Source organism: Tissierellales bacterium, from assembly GCA_035301805.1.
Taxonomy (GTDB): Bacteria; Bacillota; Clostridia; order Tissierellales; family DATGTQ01; genus DATGTQ01.
This window is the reverse complement of the sequence record DATGTQ010000126.1, coordinates 1-20841: the sequence shown is the minus strand read 5'-3', so window position 1 is coordinate 20841 and position 20841 is coordinate 1. Positions and strand designations below refer to the sequence as shown.

The window sequence follows — 20841 nt, the reverse complement described above, 5'->3', positions numbered from 1 at the left end:
TAAAATTTTTAAATAAGTTTATATTTTTGAAAAAAGTGAAATACTAAATCTATAAAAGAAAAAAAGGAAGAGGAATTTAATTGCTAAAATACAGTGAACTATTGATTTCAAATTTAATAGATAAAGAAAATAAAACGCCTATTGGTGAAATAGTTAATGTAGCTTTTTCTGAAGAATTCAAGAGAATAGTTGGATTGATTGTTAAAAATGATAAGCTTTACAAAAATAAAATACTTTTGCCTATTGAAAATATTGTAGATATAGATAAGGACTCAATAATTATAGTAAATGAGAATGAATTAAAAAAAGAAAAGCCTTATGAAGAAAAAGAAATTAATTTAGTAGATTGGGAAGTTATTACTGAAAAGCTTGAGTGCATTGGTTACGTTAAAGATATGGTTATTAAAAAAGAAGATGGCAAAATAATAGGGTTTATAATTTCAGAAGGTATAATTGAAGATATAGTTAAAGGAAGAAAATTTTTGTCAAGTTCAAAAATTATTGAGATAAATGAGAAAAGTATAGTGATTGAAAAAGAAGATATTAAAGATATTGGTAAAAACGGGCAATGTTACAAAAAAATAATAGAATTAGAGGATTAGTATATAGGTAAACTAAGTGTAGAAACAATAAGGAGATGATATTAATGAATAGTGGTTTTAGAAAAGGTACATTGTTTGGAAGTCTTTTAGGAGCTTCTGTGGGCATTTTTATAATGAATAGAATGAATCCTTTTAAAAGAATGAAAGCTATGAGAAGTACTAGAAAGGCAATGTCAAGTGTGAAAAATGGGTTTAGTAGACTTTGGTAAAAGGCAGCTTTAGCTGCCTTTAAATTTTACTTTACAAGGAGCTAACTATGGATATAAATTTTTTAATAAAAATTATACTAATTTTAGTAGCAGGGTTAATTTTTTTTATTACATATTATTTAATTAATATAGGTAATAAATATATTGAGAAAGAACGTAATATAAAAATCAATTGGAGAAAATTTCTACCTATTGTTATAGCTATTATTATTATATTATTAATTATTTTTATTTTAAAGAGATATAGCATAGTAAGAGAAACATTGAATATAATATTATTTTCGATAATAATAGCTTATATATTAAATCCATTGGTTAATTACTTAGAACAAAGAAAAATAAAAAGAATTTGGGGTATTTTAATAATATATATATTAATTTTTGGTATAATGGTTATTAGTGTAGTTTCTTTTGTACCTAAAATGGCTAGGGAATTTAAGAACTTTACTGCTGTTCTTCCTACTTATCTCAACAAGGCATCTGACTTTGGTGATAATGCTTATAAAAAATACTATGATAATATGGATAATCTTCCACCAGTATTTCAGGGAATTGAGGAGTCGTTAATTGAAAATATATCTAAATTAGAAATTGTTATAGATAAAAGTATAAAAAGGATAACTAATTCAATATTTAATATATTTTCTAAAGTTTTGAATTTAGTCGTTATTCCTATAATAACTTTTTATTTTCTAAATGATAAAAATTATTTTATTAAAAAAACATACTTGACTATACCTAAAAAATATAGGCAGGATGCAAAAAGATTGGGTAAGGAAATAGATAGAGCATTAGGGGAATTTATAAGGGGACGAATAATTGTAGCTATATTTGTAGGTGTTTCTACTACTATCCTCTTGTTAGTATTGAGAGTAGATTTTGCTTTATTAATAGGTATGATAGCCGGTGCAGTAGATATAATACCTTATTTTGGACCCGTAATAGGTATAATTCCTGCAGCATTCTTTGCTCTTTTAGAAAGTCCTGTGAAGGCATTATGGGTTGTTCTAATATTTATAGGAATTCAGCAAATAGAAAACAATATTATATCTCCAAAGGTAATAGGTGAAGGTATGGGGATACATCCAATTACCATTATTTTATCTTTAATAATAGGTGGAGGTATATTTGGAATATTAGGTATGGTTTTTGCCGTTCCTGTTGTAGCTATTGTAAAAATACTATTTTCTTTTATAATAGAAAAATTGAATACAAGCTGAGTTATTGACAAGGGGTTCTTTATAAACTATAATCCTAGATATAGATGAGTTCAGAAAAACTCGTCCCCTTTAATATGGGACGGGTTTTTTATAAACAACAATGAAAACTAATATTGAAAGATAACCATTTAATTGAAGAGTGCTTATTAATTATAGAGGAGAGGTGTACTTAATGAAAAAGATAGGGTTACATGAATTGAGACGGGAATTTTTGGATTTTTTTGGAGATAAAAATCATCTGATATTATCAAGCTTTCCTTTAGTTCCTCAAGGTGATGAAAGCTTATTATTAATAAATGCAGGTATGGCACCTTTAAAACCTTATTTTACTGGTGAAAAAACCCCCCCAAAGAAAAAAGTTGTTACTTGCCAGAAATGTATACGGACTGCTGATATTGAAAATGTAGGTAAAACCGATCGACATGCTACTTTTTTTGAAATGCTAGGGAATTTTTCTTTTGGAGATTATTTTAAAGATGAAGCTATAGAATGGGCGTGGGAGTTTATGACAGAACGATTGGATATTCCAGAAGAAGATTTATGGGTATCGATTTATGAGGATGATGACGAAGCTTATAATATATGGCATGAAAAAATAGGTATCCCTGAAGAGAAGATAATAAGGCTAGGGAAAGAAGATAATTTTTGGGAACTAGAAGTAGGACCAGGAGGACCATGTTCAGAGATATATATTGATAGAGGAGAAAAACATGGATGTGGTAAACCAAGCTGTAAGCCAGGTTGTGAATGCGATAGATTTATTGAAATATGGAATTTAGTTTTTTCTCAATATGATAAAGATGAAAATGGAAATTATAATCCGCTTCCAAATCCTAATATAGATACGGGTATGGGATTAGAAAGAATAGCTGCCATTATGGAGGGAGCAGATAATATATTTGAAATAGAGGAAATAAAGAAGATAGTAAATGAAATTGAGAAAGTTAGTAATATCGTCTATGGGGAAGATTTAAAGGACGATGAATCAATAAGAGTTATTACAGATCATACTAGGGCAGCAGTTTTTCTAGTTTCCGATGGAGTATTGCCAAGTAATGAAGGTAGAGGCTATGTACTCAGAAGATTGATTAGAAGAGCCTCAAGGCATGGAAAATTGTTAGGAATTAAGGGGAATTTTTTACACCGTATTGTAACTAGTGTTGTTAAAGGGTGGAAAGAAATATATCCAGAAATTGAGGTAAGACAAGAGCATATTAAAAAAGTAATTACTGCAGAAGAGGAAAAATTTGAAGAGACTATCCATCAAGGCTTAAATATATTAGACAAGTATATGGAAGAAATGAAAGAAAATGAAGAAGAATTTTTAAATGGAAAAAAAGCTTTCAAATTATATGATACCTATGGTTTCCCACTGGATTTGACAAAAGAAATTTTAGAGGAAAAAGGGCTATTAGTAGATGAAAAAGCTTTTAATAGCGAAATGGAAAAACAAAGAGAAAGAGCTAGAAAAGCTAGAAGCAAGGAAGGACATAGTGGATGGATTAAAACTGATCATTCCTTTGAAACGGAAAAATTAAATGGTTTAGTAGGTGAATTTAATGGTTATAATAATTTGGAGGTAAATACTAAGATTTTAGCATTAATAAAAGATGGGGATATAGTAGAAAGTTTAAATCATGGAGAACAAGGAATAGTAGTTTTAGAAAGGACTCCTTTCTACCCTGAAGGTGGAGGTCAGGTTGGAGACAAAGGTGTAATTAAAGGTTTAAAATTTAGTTCTTCAGTAATAGATACAAAATCATTGAAACAAAATATAATTGGTCATTTTGTTGAAATAAAAGAAGGTATTATTAGGATTAATGATGAAGTAACTGCTTTAGTAGATAAAAAAAGTAGAACTAAGACTATGAGAAATCATTCAGCTACTCACTTACTACATAGAGCCTTAAAAGATGTTCTAGGTGACCATGTGGAACAAGCAGGTTCTCTTGTTTTACCTAATAGATTACGATTTGATTTTACTCATTATGAAAGCTTAAGTAGTGAAGAGTTAAAAAAGATAGAGGACATTGTAAATTTAAAAATATTTGAAAATTTATCCGTTTATGTAGAGGAAAAAAGTTTAAAGGAAGCTGAAAGTATGGGAGCTGTTGCATTGTTTGAAGATAAATATAAAGACAAGGTACGAGTTGTAAAAATGGGTGATTATAGTATAGAATTATGTGGTGGCACCCATGTAAAAACTACTAGCGAAATCGGTATGTTTAAGATAGTAGGTGAATCAAGTATAGCATCAGGAGTTAGACGAATAGAAGCTGTTACAGGTTCAGGAGTTTATGAGTATTTAACAACTACTGAAGACCAAATTCGGGAAGTTTCAAATATTCTAAAAGCAAATAAAAATAATTTATCCGAAAGGGCTAACAGTTTAATTGGAGAATTAAAGGAAAAAGATAAAGAAATAGAATCCTTAAAAGCAAAAATGGCTTCTTCTGTTGCAGATGATATTTTAGATCAGGAAAGGGTAATTGATAGTGTGCCAGTTATAACTTATAAGGTAAATAATATGGATATGGACAGCTTAAGAAATCTAGGTGATGAATTACGTCAATCCTTTGATACAGGCATTATAGTATTAGCTTCAGTTTCAAGTAAAAATGTGTCTTTTGTATCTATGGTAAGTAAGGATTTAGTTGATAAAGGATTTCATGCAGGTAATATGATTAGGGAAGTTGCCAAAGTAACTGGTGGCGGTGGTGGTGGCCGTCCTAATATGGCTCAAGCTGGTGGTAAAGACCCTAGTAAAGTTGATGAAGCATTAAAATTAATAGATGTGTTAATAAAAGAAAAGATGAATAAATATTAAATAAGGAATTAATATTTACTTTAAATTGTATATATTAATATCTTTATGGTATAAATATTATTAGGGGGTGTTATTATGAATAACAACATAAACGAAACTATGAAATTTGAACCACCTAAAGATAACGTTAATAGAGTCCAAGAAATTATATTATTAGTTTTTGAGGCATTAGAGGAAAAAGGCTATAATTCTATAAATCAAATGATAGGATATATTTTATCTGGTGATCCTACTTATATAACTAGCTATAAGGACGCAAGAAGTTTAATTAAAAAAGTAGAAAGAGATGAATTACTAGAAGTAATATTAAAGAGTTATTTAGATAATAGCAATAATAGAAAATAGGAGAGTTATGTAAGTGAAAGTAAATAAAAAATTTTTAATAGTAATTATACTAATATGTATAATGTTAAGTGGATCAGGTGCTATAGCCGAAGAGGAACAAGTTAATAGAAACGTGTATTTAGTTACAATAAATAGATATACATTACAAGATTTAGAATATATGCCTAATTTAAATGAAATAATTAATAATGGAAGTATAGGTTTAATGAATACTCGAGGATTTTCAAACTATAATGGAGCAGAAAGTTATTTGAGTATTAATTCTTCTAATAAAGCTATATCTGGTTATGAAGGTACTGAAACTTATAATGTCAATGATAGATACAGGGAAATTTATGAAAGAAGACTAGGCCCCATTAGTAGAGAAAGTGCTTTGGCAAATATAAGTTTAAATAGTATAATTGAAAAAAATAAAAGTAACAATTATATGCCTTATATAGGAGCTTTAGGAGATAATGTACACGAAAAGGGGTATTATACGGCATCTTATGGTAATGCTGATACAATTGATTATATAAGAAGGCCTTCTTCTTTAATTCCCATGGATTCTAGGGGATTAATAGATTATGGTAATGTTGATAATATTTTAATAAATGATATAAATATGCCTTATGGTTTTAGAACAGATTTTGACAAGATTTTAGAAGAAACTATTGAAATTAAAGATAAGGCGTCTTTAATTGTCATTGATACCGGTGATTTAGATAGACTACATTTCTATAGTAGGCAGATGTCTGAAGATATTTTTATGGAACGAAGACAAGATATATTGACTAAAGTTGACGATTTTATCGGAGCGCTAAAAAATAATATTGATAAAAAAAATAGTTTACTTATGATAGTTAGTCCTAATAGTGGGGATGAAAGGGTTGAAGGTAGTAAATTGTCTCCTATAATTTTATGGGGATCTGAAGTTTCTAATGGTATACTTTTATCTTCTACAACAAAGCACGATGGAATTGTAACTAATTTAGATATTGGACCAACAATAGCTGAATTTTTAGATACTCCTAAAGTAGGTATGGTAGGTAACACTATTAGTAGTAAAAATGTAGATAAGAATTTGCAACATATAAATAATCTCAATGATAGGGTGAATGTAACCTATACTAGTAGATATAAGACTTTAATGTTCTTTAGTATTTTAGCTATTATCGTAATTTTATTGACTACTATAGTATTATTATTAAAAATTAGTATTACGGATTACTTGTATAAAGTTACAAGCTTTTTACTAACTCTAATTGTTAGTATACCTTTAACATTAATTTTAAGTTCATTTTTTAATGTTAATAGTATTTCAAAATTTGTAATTTTAAATATAATTTTCTTATTTGTAATTTCATTTACCTTTTATAAATTAAAAAGGCAAGATAGATTATTTATGATTTTAGGGTTAACATATATTATTTTGGTGATAGATTTAATGACCAATAATTCTATAAGTCAATATTCTATATTAGCTCCAGATCCTATAATTGGGGCAAGATATTTTGGAATAGGAAATGAATTAGTGGGAATCTTTTTAGGAACCACTGCAATTTTACTAGGATTTATTTTAAATAAGAAGGGTAATAAGTTTATAACTGTAGTATTACTTGTATTTTCTGTGATTCTAGTTGGACATCCTAAATTAGGGGCAAATGTTGGTGGTTCAATATCATTACTTTTTGCATCATTATATTTTGTACTTGAGTTAAGAAATAAAAGTATTAATCTGAAACGTATTATAAGTTTAGGATTATTTGTAGTATTGTTTATTCTTTTCATGGGATATATAGACATTAAATTTAATTCTACCCCAACCCATTTAGGAAAGGGGCTCCTAATGGTGGTAGGAGAGAAAGGAACTGGTATTAGTATAATTATACGAAAGGTTCTTATGAATATAAAACTAATGGGTTCATCAATTTGGGCAAAAACTTTGCTTTTAGCTACTATTGTAAATATTGCTATTATATTTATATTAGGAGATAGAGTGGAGGATATTTATAATAATAAAAAGGGAGTATCTATAGGCCTAATAAGTGCAGTTGTTGGCAGTGTTATGGGTTTTTTATTTAATGATTCAGGAGTTTTACTTTCGGCTTTAACGATGATATTTGCAACTATAATATTGCTTATGCTTTTAATAGATAATGAAAGAGAAAATTGTATGAAGTAATTTTAATAAGATGGTGAGTATAATGGAAATAAAAAGAATATTAGGGTTAGATGTAGGGGATAAAACTATAGGTGTAGCTATAAGTGATCCACTTTTTATAACTGCCCAAGGATTAAAAACCATATATAGGGATGAAGATATTAAAAAGGATTTAGAAGAACTAAAATCTATAATAGAAGAATATGATATATGTAAAATAGTAGTTGGATTCCCTAAAAATATGAATAACACTGTTGGGCCACAAGGAGAGAAAGTATTAAAATTTGTAGAGGAAATAAAAAGAAATATGGATGTAGGTGTAATATTAGAAGATGAGCGTTTGAGTACTGTAGCAGCGGAAAAAATGCTAATTCAGGGAGATGTGACTAGAAAAAAACGGAAGAAGGTTATTGATAAAGTTGCTGCTACCTATATACTTCAAATTTATTTGGATAGGAATTAGGAAGAAGGAGATTGTACGATGGAAAAACTAGTTTTATTAGATGAAAAGGGTGTAGAACAAGAATTTGAGTTGTTGGCTACTTTTGGTTTAGATGATTATGATTATGTATCTCTTATACCATTAAATGAATCAGATGAAGATACTTATATTTTAAGAATAGAACATGATAATAATGGAGATATAATATTAGTAGGTATAGAGGATAATGAGGAGTTAAATGATGTAATATTGGCCTATGAGTCTTTAATTGAAGAAAAAAATAGAATAGAGTAAGTTTATAGTAGTTGACATTTCTTGTTTGTAACTATATCCTATTATATAGAAAACGAGCAGGTGAAAATATGGATGTTAATGTTGACAGGATGAAAGAAAAATTAAAAAAAGAAGGTTATAAATTAACTACTCAGAGAAGGGCAATATTAAATGTTATGCTTGATAATGAAGATGATCATTTAAGCCCTGAAGAAATATATGATATTGTAAAGAAGCGTTATCCAGAGATTGGTTTAGCAACTGTATATAGAACTTTACAATTATTTGAGCAGTTAGATATTATATACAAATTAAATTTTGATGATGGTTGTAGTCGGTATGAGCTTAATTATGATTCTGGCGATCATCATCACCACCATTTGATTTGCTTAAAGTGTGGAAAAGTAATAGAAGTAAAATTAGATCTATTAGAAAATTTAGAAATAGAGATTGAAAAAGAAGGGAAATTTAAAATAACAGACCACAATGTTAAATTTTTTGGTTATTGTAGTGAATGCCAAAAATAAATCCCGAACGGGATTTATTTTTTTGTAAACTCAATAATTATTTAATCTAAAATAAAAAGTAAATATAAAACAATGTATTAAAAGGAGATGATAAAGTGTGTCAAAGAAACAAAATAAGCTTAAAATTATTCCGTTAGGTGGGCTTGGTGAAATAGGGAAAAATATAACCTTAGTCGAATACGATGATGATATTCTAATTATAGATTGTGGTTTAGCTTTTCCTGAAGATGAAATGTTAGGTATTGATATGGTAATACCAGATATCACTTATTTATTTAAGAATAGGAGTAAAATAAAGGGGATTGTCTTAACTCATGGTCATGAAGATCATATTGGAGCTATACCTTATATATTACAAAAAATAAATGTTCCAATCTATGGAACAAAATTAACAATTGGATTAGTAGAAAATAAAATAAAGGATCATAAGATTAAGAATGTGGATTTAAATGTGGTTCAAGCAGGGGACAGAATAACATTAGGTAATTTTTCTGTCGAGTTTATTAAGATGAATCATAGTATACCTGATTCGGTAGCTTTAGCAATATATACTCCAGTAGGTATAGTTGTACACTCTGGGGATTTTAAAATAGACTTTACCCCTATAAATGATGATGTTATTGATTTGCATAAACTTGCTGAAATTGGAACAAAAGACGTGTTAGTTCTTTTAGCGGATAGTACCAATGTGGAGCGGCCAGGTTATACAATGTCTGAAAGAACTGTAGGGGATACGTTTAACGATATTTTTTCAAAGGCTAAGCAAAGAATAATAGTGGCTACTTTTGCATCAAATATCCATAGGATTCAGCAAATAATAGATGCAGCAGTATTATACGATAGAAAGGTTATAATTTCAGGTAGAAGTATGGTTAACACCGTGGAAGTCGGTACTGAACTGGGATACTTAAATGTACCAAAAGGAACTATAATAGATATTGATGATATGGATAGTTATCTTCCATCGGAAATAGTAGTAATTACTACTGGTAGCCAAGGTGAACCAATGTCAGCATTATCAAGAATGGCATTTTCGGAGCATAGGAAATTAGACATAGTTTCTGGTGATTTAGTAATAATTTCAGCATCACCTATACCTGGAAATGAAAAAACTGTATCTAGAGTTGTTGATCAGTTAATGCACAAAGGTGCAGATGTTATTTATGAATCTCTTGCAGATGTTCATGTATCTGGCCATGCCTGTCAGGAAGAATTAAAACTTATGCATACATTAATTAAGCCGAAGTTTTTTATTCCAATTCATGGGGAATATAGACATTTGAAAAGGCATTCAGAATTGGCACAGGAATTAGGAACGCCTAAGAAAAATATTTTTACAGCACGTAATGGATCTGTAATTGAATTTACAGAGGATACTGGTAAATTTGGGCCTAGTGTTCAAGCGGGTAATATATTAGTAGATGGTCTAGGTATTGGTGATGTAGGAAATATAGTGCTAAGGGATAGAAAACATTTATCAGAAGATGGATTAATTGTAGTTGTAGTAACTATTGATAAAAATAATGGTAATGTAGTGGCAGGTCCAGATATTATTTCAAGAGGATTTGTATATGTAAGGGAATCGGAAGATTTAATGGAGGAATCCAAAAAAGTGATTAGGGAAGTTTTAAGGGAATGTGAAAAAAATAAAATTACTGACTGGGCAACTTTAAAGTCTAGAATAAGAGATGCCTTGAGGGGTTTCTTATATGAAAAAATAAAAAGAAATCCTATGATACTTCCTATAATCATGGAAGTTTAAAAAGCCCTATTTTTTAGGGCTTTTTATTATAATATTTATATTTTAAAAAAGATGATATAATAATTAATAGTAAGAAATATTAAGGAGGAGATTAAAGTGAATGTTTATAATGATGCTCATAGGTTGGCAAATTCTATAAAAAAATCAAAGGAATATGAGGAATATTTAAAAAACAAAGAAAAAGTTGATTCGGATAAGAAAACAAAAAAGATGGTTGATGATTTTAGAAAAAAGTTAATGAAAACTCAAATGGAACATTTATCTGGAAAAGAGATTGATGAAGAAGAGGCAGAAAGGTTACAAAATTTAGAGGAAGTACTTATGTTGAATCCAACTATAAGGGATTATTTTATGGCAGAAATAAAATTTAGTCAATTAATCTCTGATGTATATAATATAATTGAGGATGCAATTGATATAGATGAATGATAAAATAGAAAATAGTGAGAGGTGGAAAGGTGAATACTAAATATTTAACGAAAGCAAGTATGATTGCAGGAATATATATAGTTTTGGTATTAGTACAAATACCTTTAGGAGAATTAGCCTTTGGTCCTATTCAGCTTAGATTAGCAGAAGGCTTAGTACTATTACCTTTAGTTGAAGGAGCAGCTGTACCAGGGGTTTTTATAGGATGTTTAGTGTCAAATGCCATTTTAGCCTCCTATTCTGGATTTGGATTAATAGATATATTAGGTGGAAGTTTAGTTACCTTATTAGCTGCATATCTGACAAGTAAAATGTCTAATAAAATATTAGGTATTTTACCTCCAGTTATTTTAAATGGATTCATAGTTTCAATTTGGGTATCTTTTTTTACAAAAATGCCTTACTGGTATACTGTACTAGGTATAGGAGTAGGTGAATTAGCATCTGTGGCAATATTTGGCAGTATTATACTTCATGTATATGAGAAAACTAAACAAAGTAAACTATAAATTGTTTTAGATATTCTTGTAAAATATTGATAAAAACTATATAATATATAGGGAAATAATGGTGTGAAGGTGGAGATTCTGTGGTAGAATTAGCAAAAAGGAAGAAATACGTAAAAAAAATTACTATCTTTATATTACTGCTGATTGTTATTTTCATATTTAGCATAAAAGTGTATCTTCAAAAAGCCTCAGAACCAGTAAATGCAGGAAACTCTGAAGATATAGTAATAGAAATTCCATCAGGTAGTTCGACTAACAAAATTGCTAATATTCTTAAAGAGAATGGTTTAGTTAAAAGTGAAATAGTTTTTAAAAATATTGTAAGAAATAAAAAACTTGATGGAAAATTGAAAGCAGGAAAATATACATTAAATAACGGTATGAATCTTGAGCAAATTGTTTACCAATTAGAGGCTGGTGGAAAAAATGAAAATATAGTATATTTTACTATTCCTGAAGGATATGAAATAAAAGATATTGCTGAAAGACTTGATGAACTTAAATTAATAGATAAAGAAGTTTTTCTAGAGTTAACTGCTGATGCTAGTAAGTTTTCGGACAAGTTTTCTTTTTTAAAGGAATTGCCTAAAGAACAAAGTTTAGAGGGCTTTTTATTTCCTGATACTTATGAGGTATATGTAAATGTAAGTGAAGAAGAAATAATTGAGAGGATGCTTTCAAGATTTGAGCAGTTCTATGAAACAGATTTAAAAAAAGAAGTTGAAAAATCCGAGTTAGATTTAAATGAAATAGTCACTTTTGCTTCAATTGTAGAAAAGGAAGCTAGAGTTGATAAGGAGCGCTCAACAATTGCAGGTGTGTTATACAATAGATTAAATATAGATATGCTTCTTCAGGTAGATGCTACAGTACAATATGCCTTAGGGGAAAGGAAACAACGTCTATTATATAAGGATTTAGAGGTTGAATCACCATATAATACCTATATTCATAAAGGACTGCCCCCTGCTCCCATTGCATCGCCAGGAGGAAAATCTTTAATAGCCACTGTAAAGCCTTCAGATGTAGATTACTTATATTATGTTTTAAAAAAGGATGGAAGTGGTGAACACATATTTACAAAGACTTATGAAGAACATTTAAATGCTAAATCACAAAAATAGGGTTTGTATAAATATGTATATAATACGTGGGTAAATAATTACCACGTATTACTTTTGTAAAAAGGGAAGTGTTATATATTGTCAAATATAAATTATAATTATATAGGTGAATATATTAGAAGTATTTTACCAGAGGATTCTATAAAATTAAAAGAAATCAAAACTTATGCAGACAATGAGCATGTACCTATCATTTGTCCTGAAGTAGGACAGCTTATTAAAGTATTGTTGAATATAACTAATAGCAAAAATATTTTAGAGATAGGTACTGCCATAGGATATTCTTCAATATTAATGGCTGAAGCAACTAATTCTAATACAAAAATAACTACAATAGAAAAAAGAAATGATATGGTTGAAATTGCTAAAAAGAATATAAAGGAAAGTAATTACGATGAAAGAATAAAAATTATAATGGGAGATGCAAGAGAAATTTTGCCACAATTAGAGGAAAAATATGATTTTATATTTTTAGATGCAGCTAAAGGTCACTATCTAGATTTTTTTAATAAATGTAGTAGAATATTAAAAAAGGATGGAGTAATATTATCTGATAATGTATTATATAAAGGAATGGTAGCTAATGATGAATTAGTTGTTAGAAGAAAGAAAACTATTGTAAAAAGAATGAAAAACTATTTAGAATATTTGTCTCGGCTAGAAAACTATAGTACAGCTATTATTCCTATAGGGGATGGAGTTGCATTAACTTACAAGAAGGAGTGATTAAGTTGAAAAAACCGGAATTATTGGCTCCAGCTGGTGATATAGATAAGCTAAAAATGGCTATAATATATGGAGCTGATGCAGTATACTTAGGTGGAGAGGAATTTGGTTTAAGGAAGGCATCTAAAAATTTTACATTAGATGAGATAGATGAAGGAGTTAAATTTGCTCATAAAAGAAATAAAAAAATATACGTAACTTTAAATATAGTACCTCATAATGAAGATTTAATTGGATTAGAAGAATATGTTAAAAGGTTAAGTGATATTAGTATAGATGGTGTTATTGTTTCAGACCCTGGAGTATTTAGTGTAGTTAGAAGGACAGCTCCTGACTTACCAATACATTTAAGTACTCAAGCTAGTGTAACTAATTACGAAACAATAATGTTTTGGTATAATTTAGGGGTAAGAAGAATTGTAATAGCTAGAGAATTATCATTAAAGGAAATAAAAGAAATAGTTAATAAGGTACCTAAGGATTTAGAAATTGAAGCTTTTGTTCACGGTGCTATGTGTATATCTTATTCCGGAAGATGTTTACTTAGCAATTACATGGCTGGTAGGGATGCTAATAGAGGCGCATGTGCTCATCCTTGTAGATGGAAATATTATTTAATGGAGGAAAAAAGACCTGGAGAATATTATCCTATAGTAGAAAATGATAAAGGTACTTTTATATTTAATTCTAAGGATTTATGTATGATTGAGCATATTCCTAATTTGATAGCTAGTGGTATCTCTAGTTTTAAAATAGAAGGTAGGGTGAAAAGCCAATACTATGTAGCAACAGTTGTCAGAGCTTATAAAATGGCAATAGACAAGTATTTTGAAAATCCTAATAATTATGAATATAAGGAAGAATTGCTAAATGAAATTAAAAAAGCTAGTAATAGGGATTTTACAACAGGTTTCTATTTTAATAAACCTACGGAAAAGGATCAAGTTTATACTAGTAGTTCCTATAGGAGAAATTATGATTTTGTAGGATTAATTCTTAATTATGATGAAGAAACTCAATTGGCAACTATTGAACAGAGGAATAGAATGTTTGTAGGAGATGAAGTAGAAGTTTTTGGGCCAAATAAAGATGTATTCATACAAAAAATAGATAATATGTGGAATGAAAAGGGAGAGGAAATTGATGTGGCTCCACATCCTCAACAGATTATAAAAATGAAAATGAAAGAACCTGTAGAGAATTGGGATATTATAAGAAGAGCTAGAAAGGACTGATTAAAGTTGGGGGAAACATTGTTAATTGGTATTGCAGGAGGGACAGGTTCAGGGAAATCAACAGTTGCAAAGGAAATATATCGTTCTATAAAAGATAGAAATGTTGTTATTATTGAACAAGATTCCTATTATAAAGATCAGAGTAATTTATCCTTTGAAGAAAGGGTGAAGACAAACTATGACCACCCCTTTGCTTTTGATAATGATTTATTAATTGAACATTTAAAAATTTTGTTGAAGTATGAACCAATTGAAAAGCCTATATATGATTTTGAAAGACATACTAGAAAGAAAGAGACTATTACTGTATATCCAAAAGAAATAATTATGTTAGAAGGAATATTAATATTAAATGATGAAAGAATTAGAGATTTACTTGATATTAAAATATTTGTAGATACGGATTCTGATGTAAGGGTCATAAGACGTATTACAAGGGATATTAGAGACAGGGGAAGGACCTTAGACTCAGTGATAAAACAATATATGACTACTGTAAGGCCAGCCCAACTGCAATTTGTAGAGCCTACTAAAAAATATGCGGATATTATTATTCCAGAAGGTGGCTATAATAAAGTGGCTATAGACGTAATTGCTACAAAAATTAATTCTATGTTATAAACTTTTTATAATACCCCCGTTACATTTGGGAATACTAAAAGTACCAATGTAATGGAGGTTTTATATGAAAAGGTTTAAAAAGAATATCATTAAAACAAGAATTATGAAATTATCCTTATTAGTTTTTTTGGCTTTTACATTTTTGTCTATTAGACTTTACCATATACAAATTATAAAATCCAATACCTATAAAAAGGATGCTTTAAGACAAAGAAGTAAAGAGGTAGTTATTTATCCAGATAGGGGAACAATATATGATCGAAATTTAATTCCTTTAACGAATAAAAAAAGAGAATCATCGCTATATGTATATAGGGATGATTTGCAGAAGAAAGAAGTTGGAAATTATCTTAATAAATATCTAGGTATTAATAAAGATGAAATTAATGAATTGTTAATGAATGAGAAAGAAATTTTAGAACTCCCTCTAGAAAAAGAAGTAAAGCTTCCTGATCCTCCAAAGGAATTATATATAATTGATAAGACTTTAAGGTATGATCATAGGGATTTTTTATCCCATGTAATAGGTTATGTTAAAAAAAGTGAAAATGCTGGTGCATATGGAATAGAAAAAGTATTTGATGATATTTTAAAGAATCAGGAAAAACGTTCAATATTTTTTGAATTTGATGGAAAGAAGAATCTTATACCCGGAGGAGGTTATGTTTCCACAAAAAATAAAAAAACTAGTTTTCCATCTGGTGTTAAATTGACTATCGATTATCATATTCAAAAAATTATAGAAGAATCAATAGATAAAGAAAATAGCAAAGGTGCAATAATAGTGGCAGATGTAGAAACTGGGGATATATTAGCTATGACTAGTAGGCCTAATTTTAATCAAAATGTTATTGATTCATATTTTAACAGAGATAATATGGAGTTATATAATAAAGCTATACAAGTTTCCTATCCACCTGGCTCTTTGTTTAAGATTGTAGTTCTTCTTTCAGCTTTAGAGGAAAATCCTAATATAATATATGATAATTATTTTTGTAAAGGATATGAGGAAATTGGAGGCACATTAATAAATTGTAACGAACAAGAGGGACACGGTAATTTGACTTTAAATCAAGGATTTGCTCATTCTTGTAATTCAGTTTTTATTCAAATAGGTAAAGAAATAGGTAGTGAAAAGATAATGGCTATGGCCGAAAGACTTGGTTTTGGAAAGAAGATAAATATTGGACTATTAGAAGAAGTAGAAGGAAATTTGCCCAAAGAGAGAGAGTTGTTGGGACCAGCTATTGGTAATATATCCCTTGGCCAAGGTAATATTGAAGTAACTCCTATACAAATAACAAATATGATGATGGTTATAGCAAACAATGGTATAAGAAAAGATATTTCAATTATAGATAGTATAGTTTCAGAAGAAGGTAGATTGGTAAAAGAATATAATAGAAGTGATGATGAAAGGATAATAGATGAAACAAATTTTGAAACTCTCAAAGATTATTTAGAGGATGTAATAAAGTATGGGACTGGTAGAAGTATAGAATTAGATGAAATTGGAGGGGCTGGTGGGAAAACAGGCTCTGCTGAAGGAGTAATTAATAAGAAACATACTATACATGGATGGTTTTCTGGATATTATCCTAGGAATAACCCTAAGTATGTTGTTACAGTTTTTATTGAAGATGATTATAGGGGCTCTTCATCAGCAGTTCCGATTTTTGAAAAGGTTATAAAAGAAATTAATGAAATTAAACGATAGGACTGGCACAACCACCATCTTTCATACATATACTTTAGTATGGGAGAAGATGGAGGTGCTTCTATGTCATTATCTTTAATGACCAATTTATTTTGTTTTTTTAAGCCTTTTTTATTTTACACTGGTTATATATCTAGCAACAGTTCTTTTCCTGAACCCCTTTCTAAGGAAGAAGAGGAAAAATATTTACAACTATATGCTAAGGGAGACGAAGAGGCTAGAAATGTTTTAATAGAGAGGAATTTGAGACTTGTAGCCCATATGGTAAAAAAGTATAACAACACTGGCAAGGATACAGATGATTTGATTTCTATAGGGACAATAGGGTTGATAAAAGCCATTAAAACTTATGATCCAACTAAAGGCACTAGACTGGCAACCTATTCTGCTAGATGTATAGATAATGAAATACTTATGACTATTAGATCTAGTAAAAAAATTAAAACAGAAGTTTCTTTATATGAACCTATAGGTATAGACAAAGAAGGAAATGAGATTTCTTTACTGGATATATTAGGTACTGAAATAGATGATATCTTGGATCAGGTCCATTTAAAATTATTAATAAGGAAATTGTACAATAAGATAAATGTTGTATTACAAGATAGGGAAAAGAGAATAATAGAATTAAGATATGGCTTAGCAGATGGTGGCTATTATACTCAAAAAGAAATTGCAAAAGAATTAGGAATATCCAGATCCTATGTATCTAGAATTGAAAAAAGGGCAATTAAAAAACTTAATAAAGCATTAAATGATATACCTATATAATATTAAAAAATTAATTAGAAGAATATAAAAAAATGTAAATCCAGGAGAACCTGGATTTACTTACTTGGTGCTATTCTTCTAAAAATTTCTTCAATCTCATTTGCAAAACCTGATAGAGGTTTACCATCTTCTATATCATCAGCCATGCTAACAATTCTTTTCCAAATATCTGGATCGGCTGATACTCCCACATTTTCGATATTTCTATCAGTATCTTTAACTATTTTTACAACCTTTCTTTTTAACTCGTTTGTCATTTCACCTTCTACATCTTCATCAAGATCTATTCCTACTAAAGCCGTTTTTCCACTAATAACTACAGCAGCATCCTCTATATCTTTTAAGTCAGTACACTTTTTGACAATTCTATTATGTCTATCTTTCATGTTTGTTATGTCATTGTTATCTGTTAAGTCATCATTTCCATCGTTCCTACCATCCCTATTGTTTAAATCTAGATCTGTGTCATCAACTATGCCGTTGTTGTTATTGTTGTTATTATCTATATTATTGGGAGTTGTAGGAGCTCTATTTTCATTTCTTCTGTCTTCAGCTACTCTATTTTCAAGCCTATCCTGGGTTTGTGTATCTGGTTTTTGAGGAGTTTTTGGTTGACAACCAAAAAGGGTTATTGATATTAGCAATAATCCTAATATTAATATAAACTTATTATTTTTTTTCAAAACTTTCACCTCCTATATCTATTTTTACAAATTACATAAAAATTATGAATACTGTTTTTAAGTTAAATGTATAAAACATGCAAAAACTATCATAACAGATGTTATCATAATTGATAATAAATAAAAAACAAAACAAATGATATACTATAAAAGAAAGAAGGTGAATATATGAATATTAACTGGGAAACTGGACTTTATTGTTTAATAGGAAATCCAATTAACAAAAGTTTATCACCAGATATCCATAACTATTTTTTTAAAATTAATAATTTAAATGATATTTATTTATCCTTTAACGTTGAAGAACAAAATTTAGAAAATCTTATTATGGGATTAAAGTCTTTAAATGTAAAAGGATTTAATGTTACAATTCCACATAAAATTGAAATAATTAACTATATGGACGAAATTACAAAGGAAGCAAAACTATTAGGTGCTGTAAATACAGTAATAAATGCTGATGGTAAATTAATTGGTGATAATACAGATGGTAAAGGATTTATAAAGTCATTAAAGGATGAAAAAGTAAAAGTAGAAGAAAAAGAAGTTTTAATAATAGGAGCTGGTGGTGCTGCTCATGCTATTTCAATTTCATTAGCTATAAACGGGGTCAAAAAAATTACTATACTTAACAGGAAAAAAGAGAAAGCTAAAATTTTAAAGAAAAAAATTAATGAAAATTTTAAAGATGTAATTGTAAATTATGATTCTATAACAGATTTTCATACCGATGTGTTTAACTCAGATATTGTTATTAATTGTACTTCAGTAGGTATGTACCCTAATATAGAAAAAACATTAGTTGGATTAAAAAACTTTAAAAGTAAAACGGTAGTATGCGATATTGTGTACAAGCCATTAAAGACTAAATTCCTAGAAATAGCTGAAAAAGATGGTCTTAAAACTGTTAATGGAATCGGTATGCTTGTTAATCAGGCTGTTTTAAGTCAGAAAGTATGGAATAATATAAGTGAGAAAAATGTAGAAAAATGTAGTGAGGAAATAAAAGGATTTTTACTTAATAAATAGAATATTTATAGCAGGTAATAAACAAACTTTTAATTGAAAGATATAGGTGAATAACTATGATGTTATTTAGAAATAGCCAGGGAGTAACTTTAATAGAGTTGGTGATAGTTGTTGCAATCATACTAATTATCCTATCTATTGCTATGCCGAAAAGTGATTCGCTTTTAAATTATAGAGAAAGAAGAGAATTAATGGGTTTTAAGAAAGATATAGTTTTTGCGAGAAATAATGCAATATTTGAATCTACTTTATATAGATTAGATATTAGACCTAAGGAAAATTATTATATAATATATAGACTTTCAGGTAAATGGGAAAAAGTTAAGAGAAAAAATTTAGAAAGTGGATTAAAATTTGAATTTGATTATTTAAATAGGATAGAAGTAATTTTTAATCCAACGGGGGCACCAAATAAAGGTATAAGTATATATCTTATAAGTAGAAAAGAAGAAAAAATTAGAATCACTATTACACCTGCAACGGGAAAGGTTAATATTTACGTGGATGGTGATAAGGTTGTTAGATGAAGAAGGCTATTTCTTAATTGAAATATTAATCGGTATTTTACTTTTAAGTCTTATAGCAATGATAGTTTTACCTATAATCTATAACAGTAATAACAATTTCATGAAAACCAAAATAAAAATGGATATGAGTTTTTTATCAGAAACAATAATTGAAAATCTTAAAGGATATGAAAATATAGATTCTCTAGAAAAATATATTCTAGATATTAAGTTAGAACAGTTAATAGATTTATTAAATGAAGACGGGAAGGTTATTGTAAAATTACCACTCAATAAAAAAAATACAACGGATTATCCTTATTTAGTGACTATAATAAAAGATGATATTGATATAAGATTATGGAAAGTAAGTGTAAAAGTAGAGGAACATGATGAAAGAAAAGAAGGGGTAAATGTTTCATATGAGGCTTATATGCGTAAACCAAGAAAAAAGCTATGAAAAAAAGTTTCTTTTAACTTCATCTGAAGGTTTTACTTTAATAGAATTAATACTGGCACTAAGTATATTTTCTATACTTATAGTATCTTTCTATAGTGTACTTTCCATTTCATTAAAATCAGGGGAAAAGGTAGAATTAGAGGATGAAATTATTCAAAATGGGAAATATGCTTTTAACTATATAATAAGAGAAATACGAACCGGTGATGAAATTATTGCGTCAAATAAGTTTAAGGGCTTAGAAAGGAAGCATCCAGTTAATTTAGGGTTTGTTATAAAAAGAAAAACTGATAATAATAAATATATTTATATTACCTATTATCATTACTTAAATAAAATACGTAGATGTGCTATAGAGGTTAAAGGGGATGAATATCCAGATGGGTATTTATTTCAAGGACATAATACGGTAGCAGAATATATTTATAGTATTAGTAATACAAATATTAGTTTTGACAATAAAATTATAACTTTAGATTTTCAATTAGGTATAGATGAGGACAAGCTAATTAATTTTAGGAATGAGATATATATAAGATGTCCAGTTATTTACTAATTGAGGTGTTAAAATTGTTGAATAATAAAGGGTTTATTTCCCTAGTAGCAGTATTTGTGACTACCATTGTATTAATAATAGCAATTACAATAATTAATTTATCCCATATGAGCTTTTTAACAACT

General features: G+C 28.7%; 23 protein-coding genes. 22 read left to right on the top strand and 1 reads right to left on the bottom strand.

Features of this window, described 5'->3' with window-relative positions:
- Positions 1–80 precede the first annotated feature (80 nt).
- From VK071_05985 to sigK, 18 genes are all read left to right on the top strand, one after another.
- The gene (locus VK071_05985) at positions 81–602 is read left to right on the top strand and encodes a PRC-barrel domain-containing protein (protein HLR34864.1); all 522 of its coding nucleotides are present in this window, start codon (positions 81–83) and stop codon (positions 600–602) included.
- 44 nt (positions 603–646) lie between these two features.
- Positions 647–811, top strand: coding sequence for a hypothetical protein (locus VK071_05980; protein ID HLR34863.1), 165 nt, complete (start codon positions 647–649; stop codon positions 809–811).
- 47 nt (positions 812–858) lie between these two features.
- A complete protein-coding gene (locus tag VK071_05975) occupies positions 859–2031 on the top strand; it encodes an AI-2E family transporter (protein ID HLR34862.1) in 1173 nt (390 codons plus the stop codon).
- 172 nt (positions 2032–2203) lie between these two features.
- Entirely contained in the window at positions 2204–4858 is a 2655-nt protein-coding gene (alaS, locus tag VK071_05970) for an alanine--tRNA ligase (GenBank protein ID HLR34861.1), read from the top strand.
- Positions 4859–4933: 75 nt separating this feature from the next.
- Positions 4934–5203, top strand: coding sequence for an IreB family regulatory phosphoprotein (locus VK071_05965; protein ID HLR34860.1), 270 nt, complete (start codon positions 4934–4936; stop codon positions 5201–5203).
- 13 nt (positions 5204–5216) lie between these two features.
- Positions 5217–7367 carry a hypothetical protein gene (locus VK071_05960; GenBank protein ID HLR34859.1) on the top strand — a complete coding sequence of 717 codons (2151 nt, stop codon included), beginning with the start codon at positions 5217–5219 and terminating at the stop codon, positions 7365–7367.
- Positions 7368–7395: 28 nt separating this feature from the next.
- Positions 7396–7809, top strand: coding sequence for a Holliday junction resolvase RuvX (gene ruvX, locus VK071_05955; protein ID HLR34858.1), 414 nt, complete (start codon positions 7396–7398; stop codon positions 7807–7809).
- An 18-nt stretch (positions 7810–7827) separates the two neighbouring features.
- A complete protein-coding gene (locus VK071_05950; protein ID HLR34857.1) occupies positions 7828–8082 on the top strand; it encodes a DUF1292 domain-containing protein in 255 nt (84 codons plus the stop codon).
- A 68-nt stretch (positions 8083–8150) separates the two neighbouring features.
- Positions 8151–8588 (top strand): Fur family transcriptional regulator, encoded by a 438-nt coding sequence (locus VK071_05945; GenBank protein ID HLR34856.1) that lies wholly within the window; start codon positions 8151–8153, stop codon positions 8586–8588.
- Positions 8589–8685: 97 nt separating this feature from the next.
- Positions 8686–10350, top strand: a complete 1665-nt coding sequence (locus VK071_05940) for a ribonuclease J (GenBank protein ID HLR34855.1) — start codon at positions 8686–8688, stop codon at positions 10348–10350.
- A 96-nt stretch (positions 10351–10446) separates the two neighbouring features.
- Positions 10447–10779 (top strand): YlbF family regulator, encoded by a 333-nt coding sequence (locus VK071_05935; GenBank protein HLR34854.1) that lies wholly within the window; start codon positions 10447–10449, stop codon positions 10777–10779.
- 29 nt (positions 10780–10808) lie between these two features.
- Entirely contained in the window at positions 10809–11288 is a 480-nt protein-coding gene (locus VK071_05930) for a QueT transporter family protein (protein HLR34853.1), read from the top strand.
- An 80-nt stretch (positions 11289–11368) separates the two neighbouring features.
- Positions 11369–12412, top strand: coding sequence for an endolytic transglycosylase MltG (mltG, locus tag VK071_05925; protein HLR34852.1), 1044 nt, complete (start codon positions 11369–11371; stop codon positions 12410–12412).
- A 78-nt stretch (positions 12413–12490) separates the two neighbouring features.
- Positions 12491–13138, top strand: coding sequence for an O-methyltransferase (locus VK071_05920; GenBank protein ID HLR34851.1), 648 nt, complete (start codon positions 12491–12493; stop codon positions 13136–13138).
- Between the two features lie 5 nt (positions 13139–13143).
- Positions 13144–14373: a U32 family peptidase gene (locus VK071_05915; protein HLR34850.1), complete on the top strand. Its 1230-nt coding sequence runs from the start codon at positions 13144–13146 to the stop codon at positions 14371–14373.
- Positions 14374–14379: 6 nt separating this feature from the next.
- Positions 14380–14994: a uridine kinase gene (gene udk, locus VK071_05910; protein HLR34849.1), complete on the top strand. Its 615-nt coding sequence runs from the start codon at positions 14380–14382 to the stop codon at positions 14992–14994.
- Between the two features lie 64 nt (positions 14995–15058).
- Positions 15059–16711 (top strand): penicillin-binding protein 2, encoded by a 1653-nt coding sequence (locus tag VK071_05905; protein HLR34848.1) that lies wholly within the window; start codon positions 15059–15061, stop codon positions 16709–16711.
- Between the two features lie 63 nt (positions 16712–16774).
- Positions 16775–17482, top strand: a complete 708-nt coding sequence (gene sigK / locus VK071_05900; protein ID HLR34847.1) for an RNA polymerase sporulation sigma factor SigK — start codon at positions 16775–16777, stop codon at positions 17480–17482.
- Positions 17483–17538: 56 nt separating this feature from the next.
- Here the strand turns inward: sigK and VK071_05895 are convergent, their stop codons facing one another.
- Positions 17539–18165: a YhcN/YlaJ family sporulation lipoprotein gene (locus tag VK071_05895; protein HLR34846.1), complete on the bottom strand. Its 627-nt coding sequence runs from the start codon at positions 18163–18165 to the stop codon at positions 17539–17541.
- A gap of 168 nt (positions 18166–18333) precedes the next feature.
- On the opposite strand from VK071_05895, the gene aroE reads away from it, so the two are divergent.
- From aroE to VK071_05875, 4 genes are read left to right on the top strand one after another with little or no spacing between them, the layout of a single operon-like run.
- Entirely contained in the window at positions 18334–19194 is an 861-nt protein-coding gene (gene aroE, locus VK071_05890; GenBank protein ID HLR34845.1) for a shikimate dehydrogenase, read from the top strand.
- A 56-nt stretch (positions 19195–19250) separates the two neighbouring features.
- On the top strand, positions 19251–19721 hold the full coding sequence (locus VK071_05885) for a prepilin-type N-terminal cleavage/methylation domain-containing protein (GenBank protein ID HLR34844.1): 471 nt from the start codon (positions 19251–19253) through the stop codon (positions 19719–19721).
- On the top strand, positions 19711–20160 hold the full coding sequence (locus VK071_05880; GenBank protein HLR34843.1) for a hypothetical protein: 450 nt from the start codon (positions 19711–19713) through the stop codon (positions 20158–20160). The genes VK071_05885 and VK071_05880 overlap by 11 nt, the downstream gene beginning before the upstream one ends.
- Positions 20123–20716, top strand: coding sequence for a prepilin-type N-terminal cleavage/methylation domain-containing protein (locus VK071_05875; protein HLR34842.1), 594 nt, complete (start codon positions 20123–20125; stop codon positions 20714–20716). Before VK071_05880 ends, VK071_05875 begins: the two co-directional genes overlap by 38 nt.
- The last annotated feature ends 125 nt before the right edge of the window (positions 20717–20841 follow it).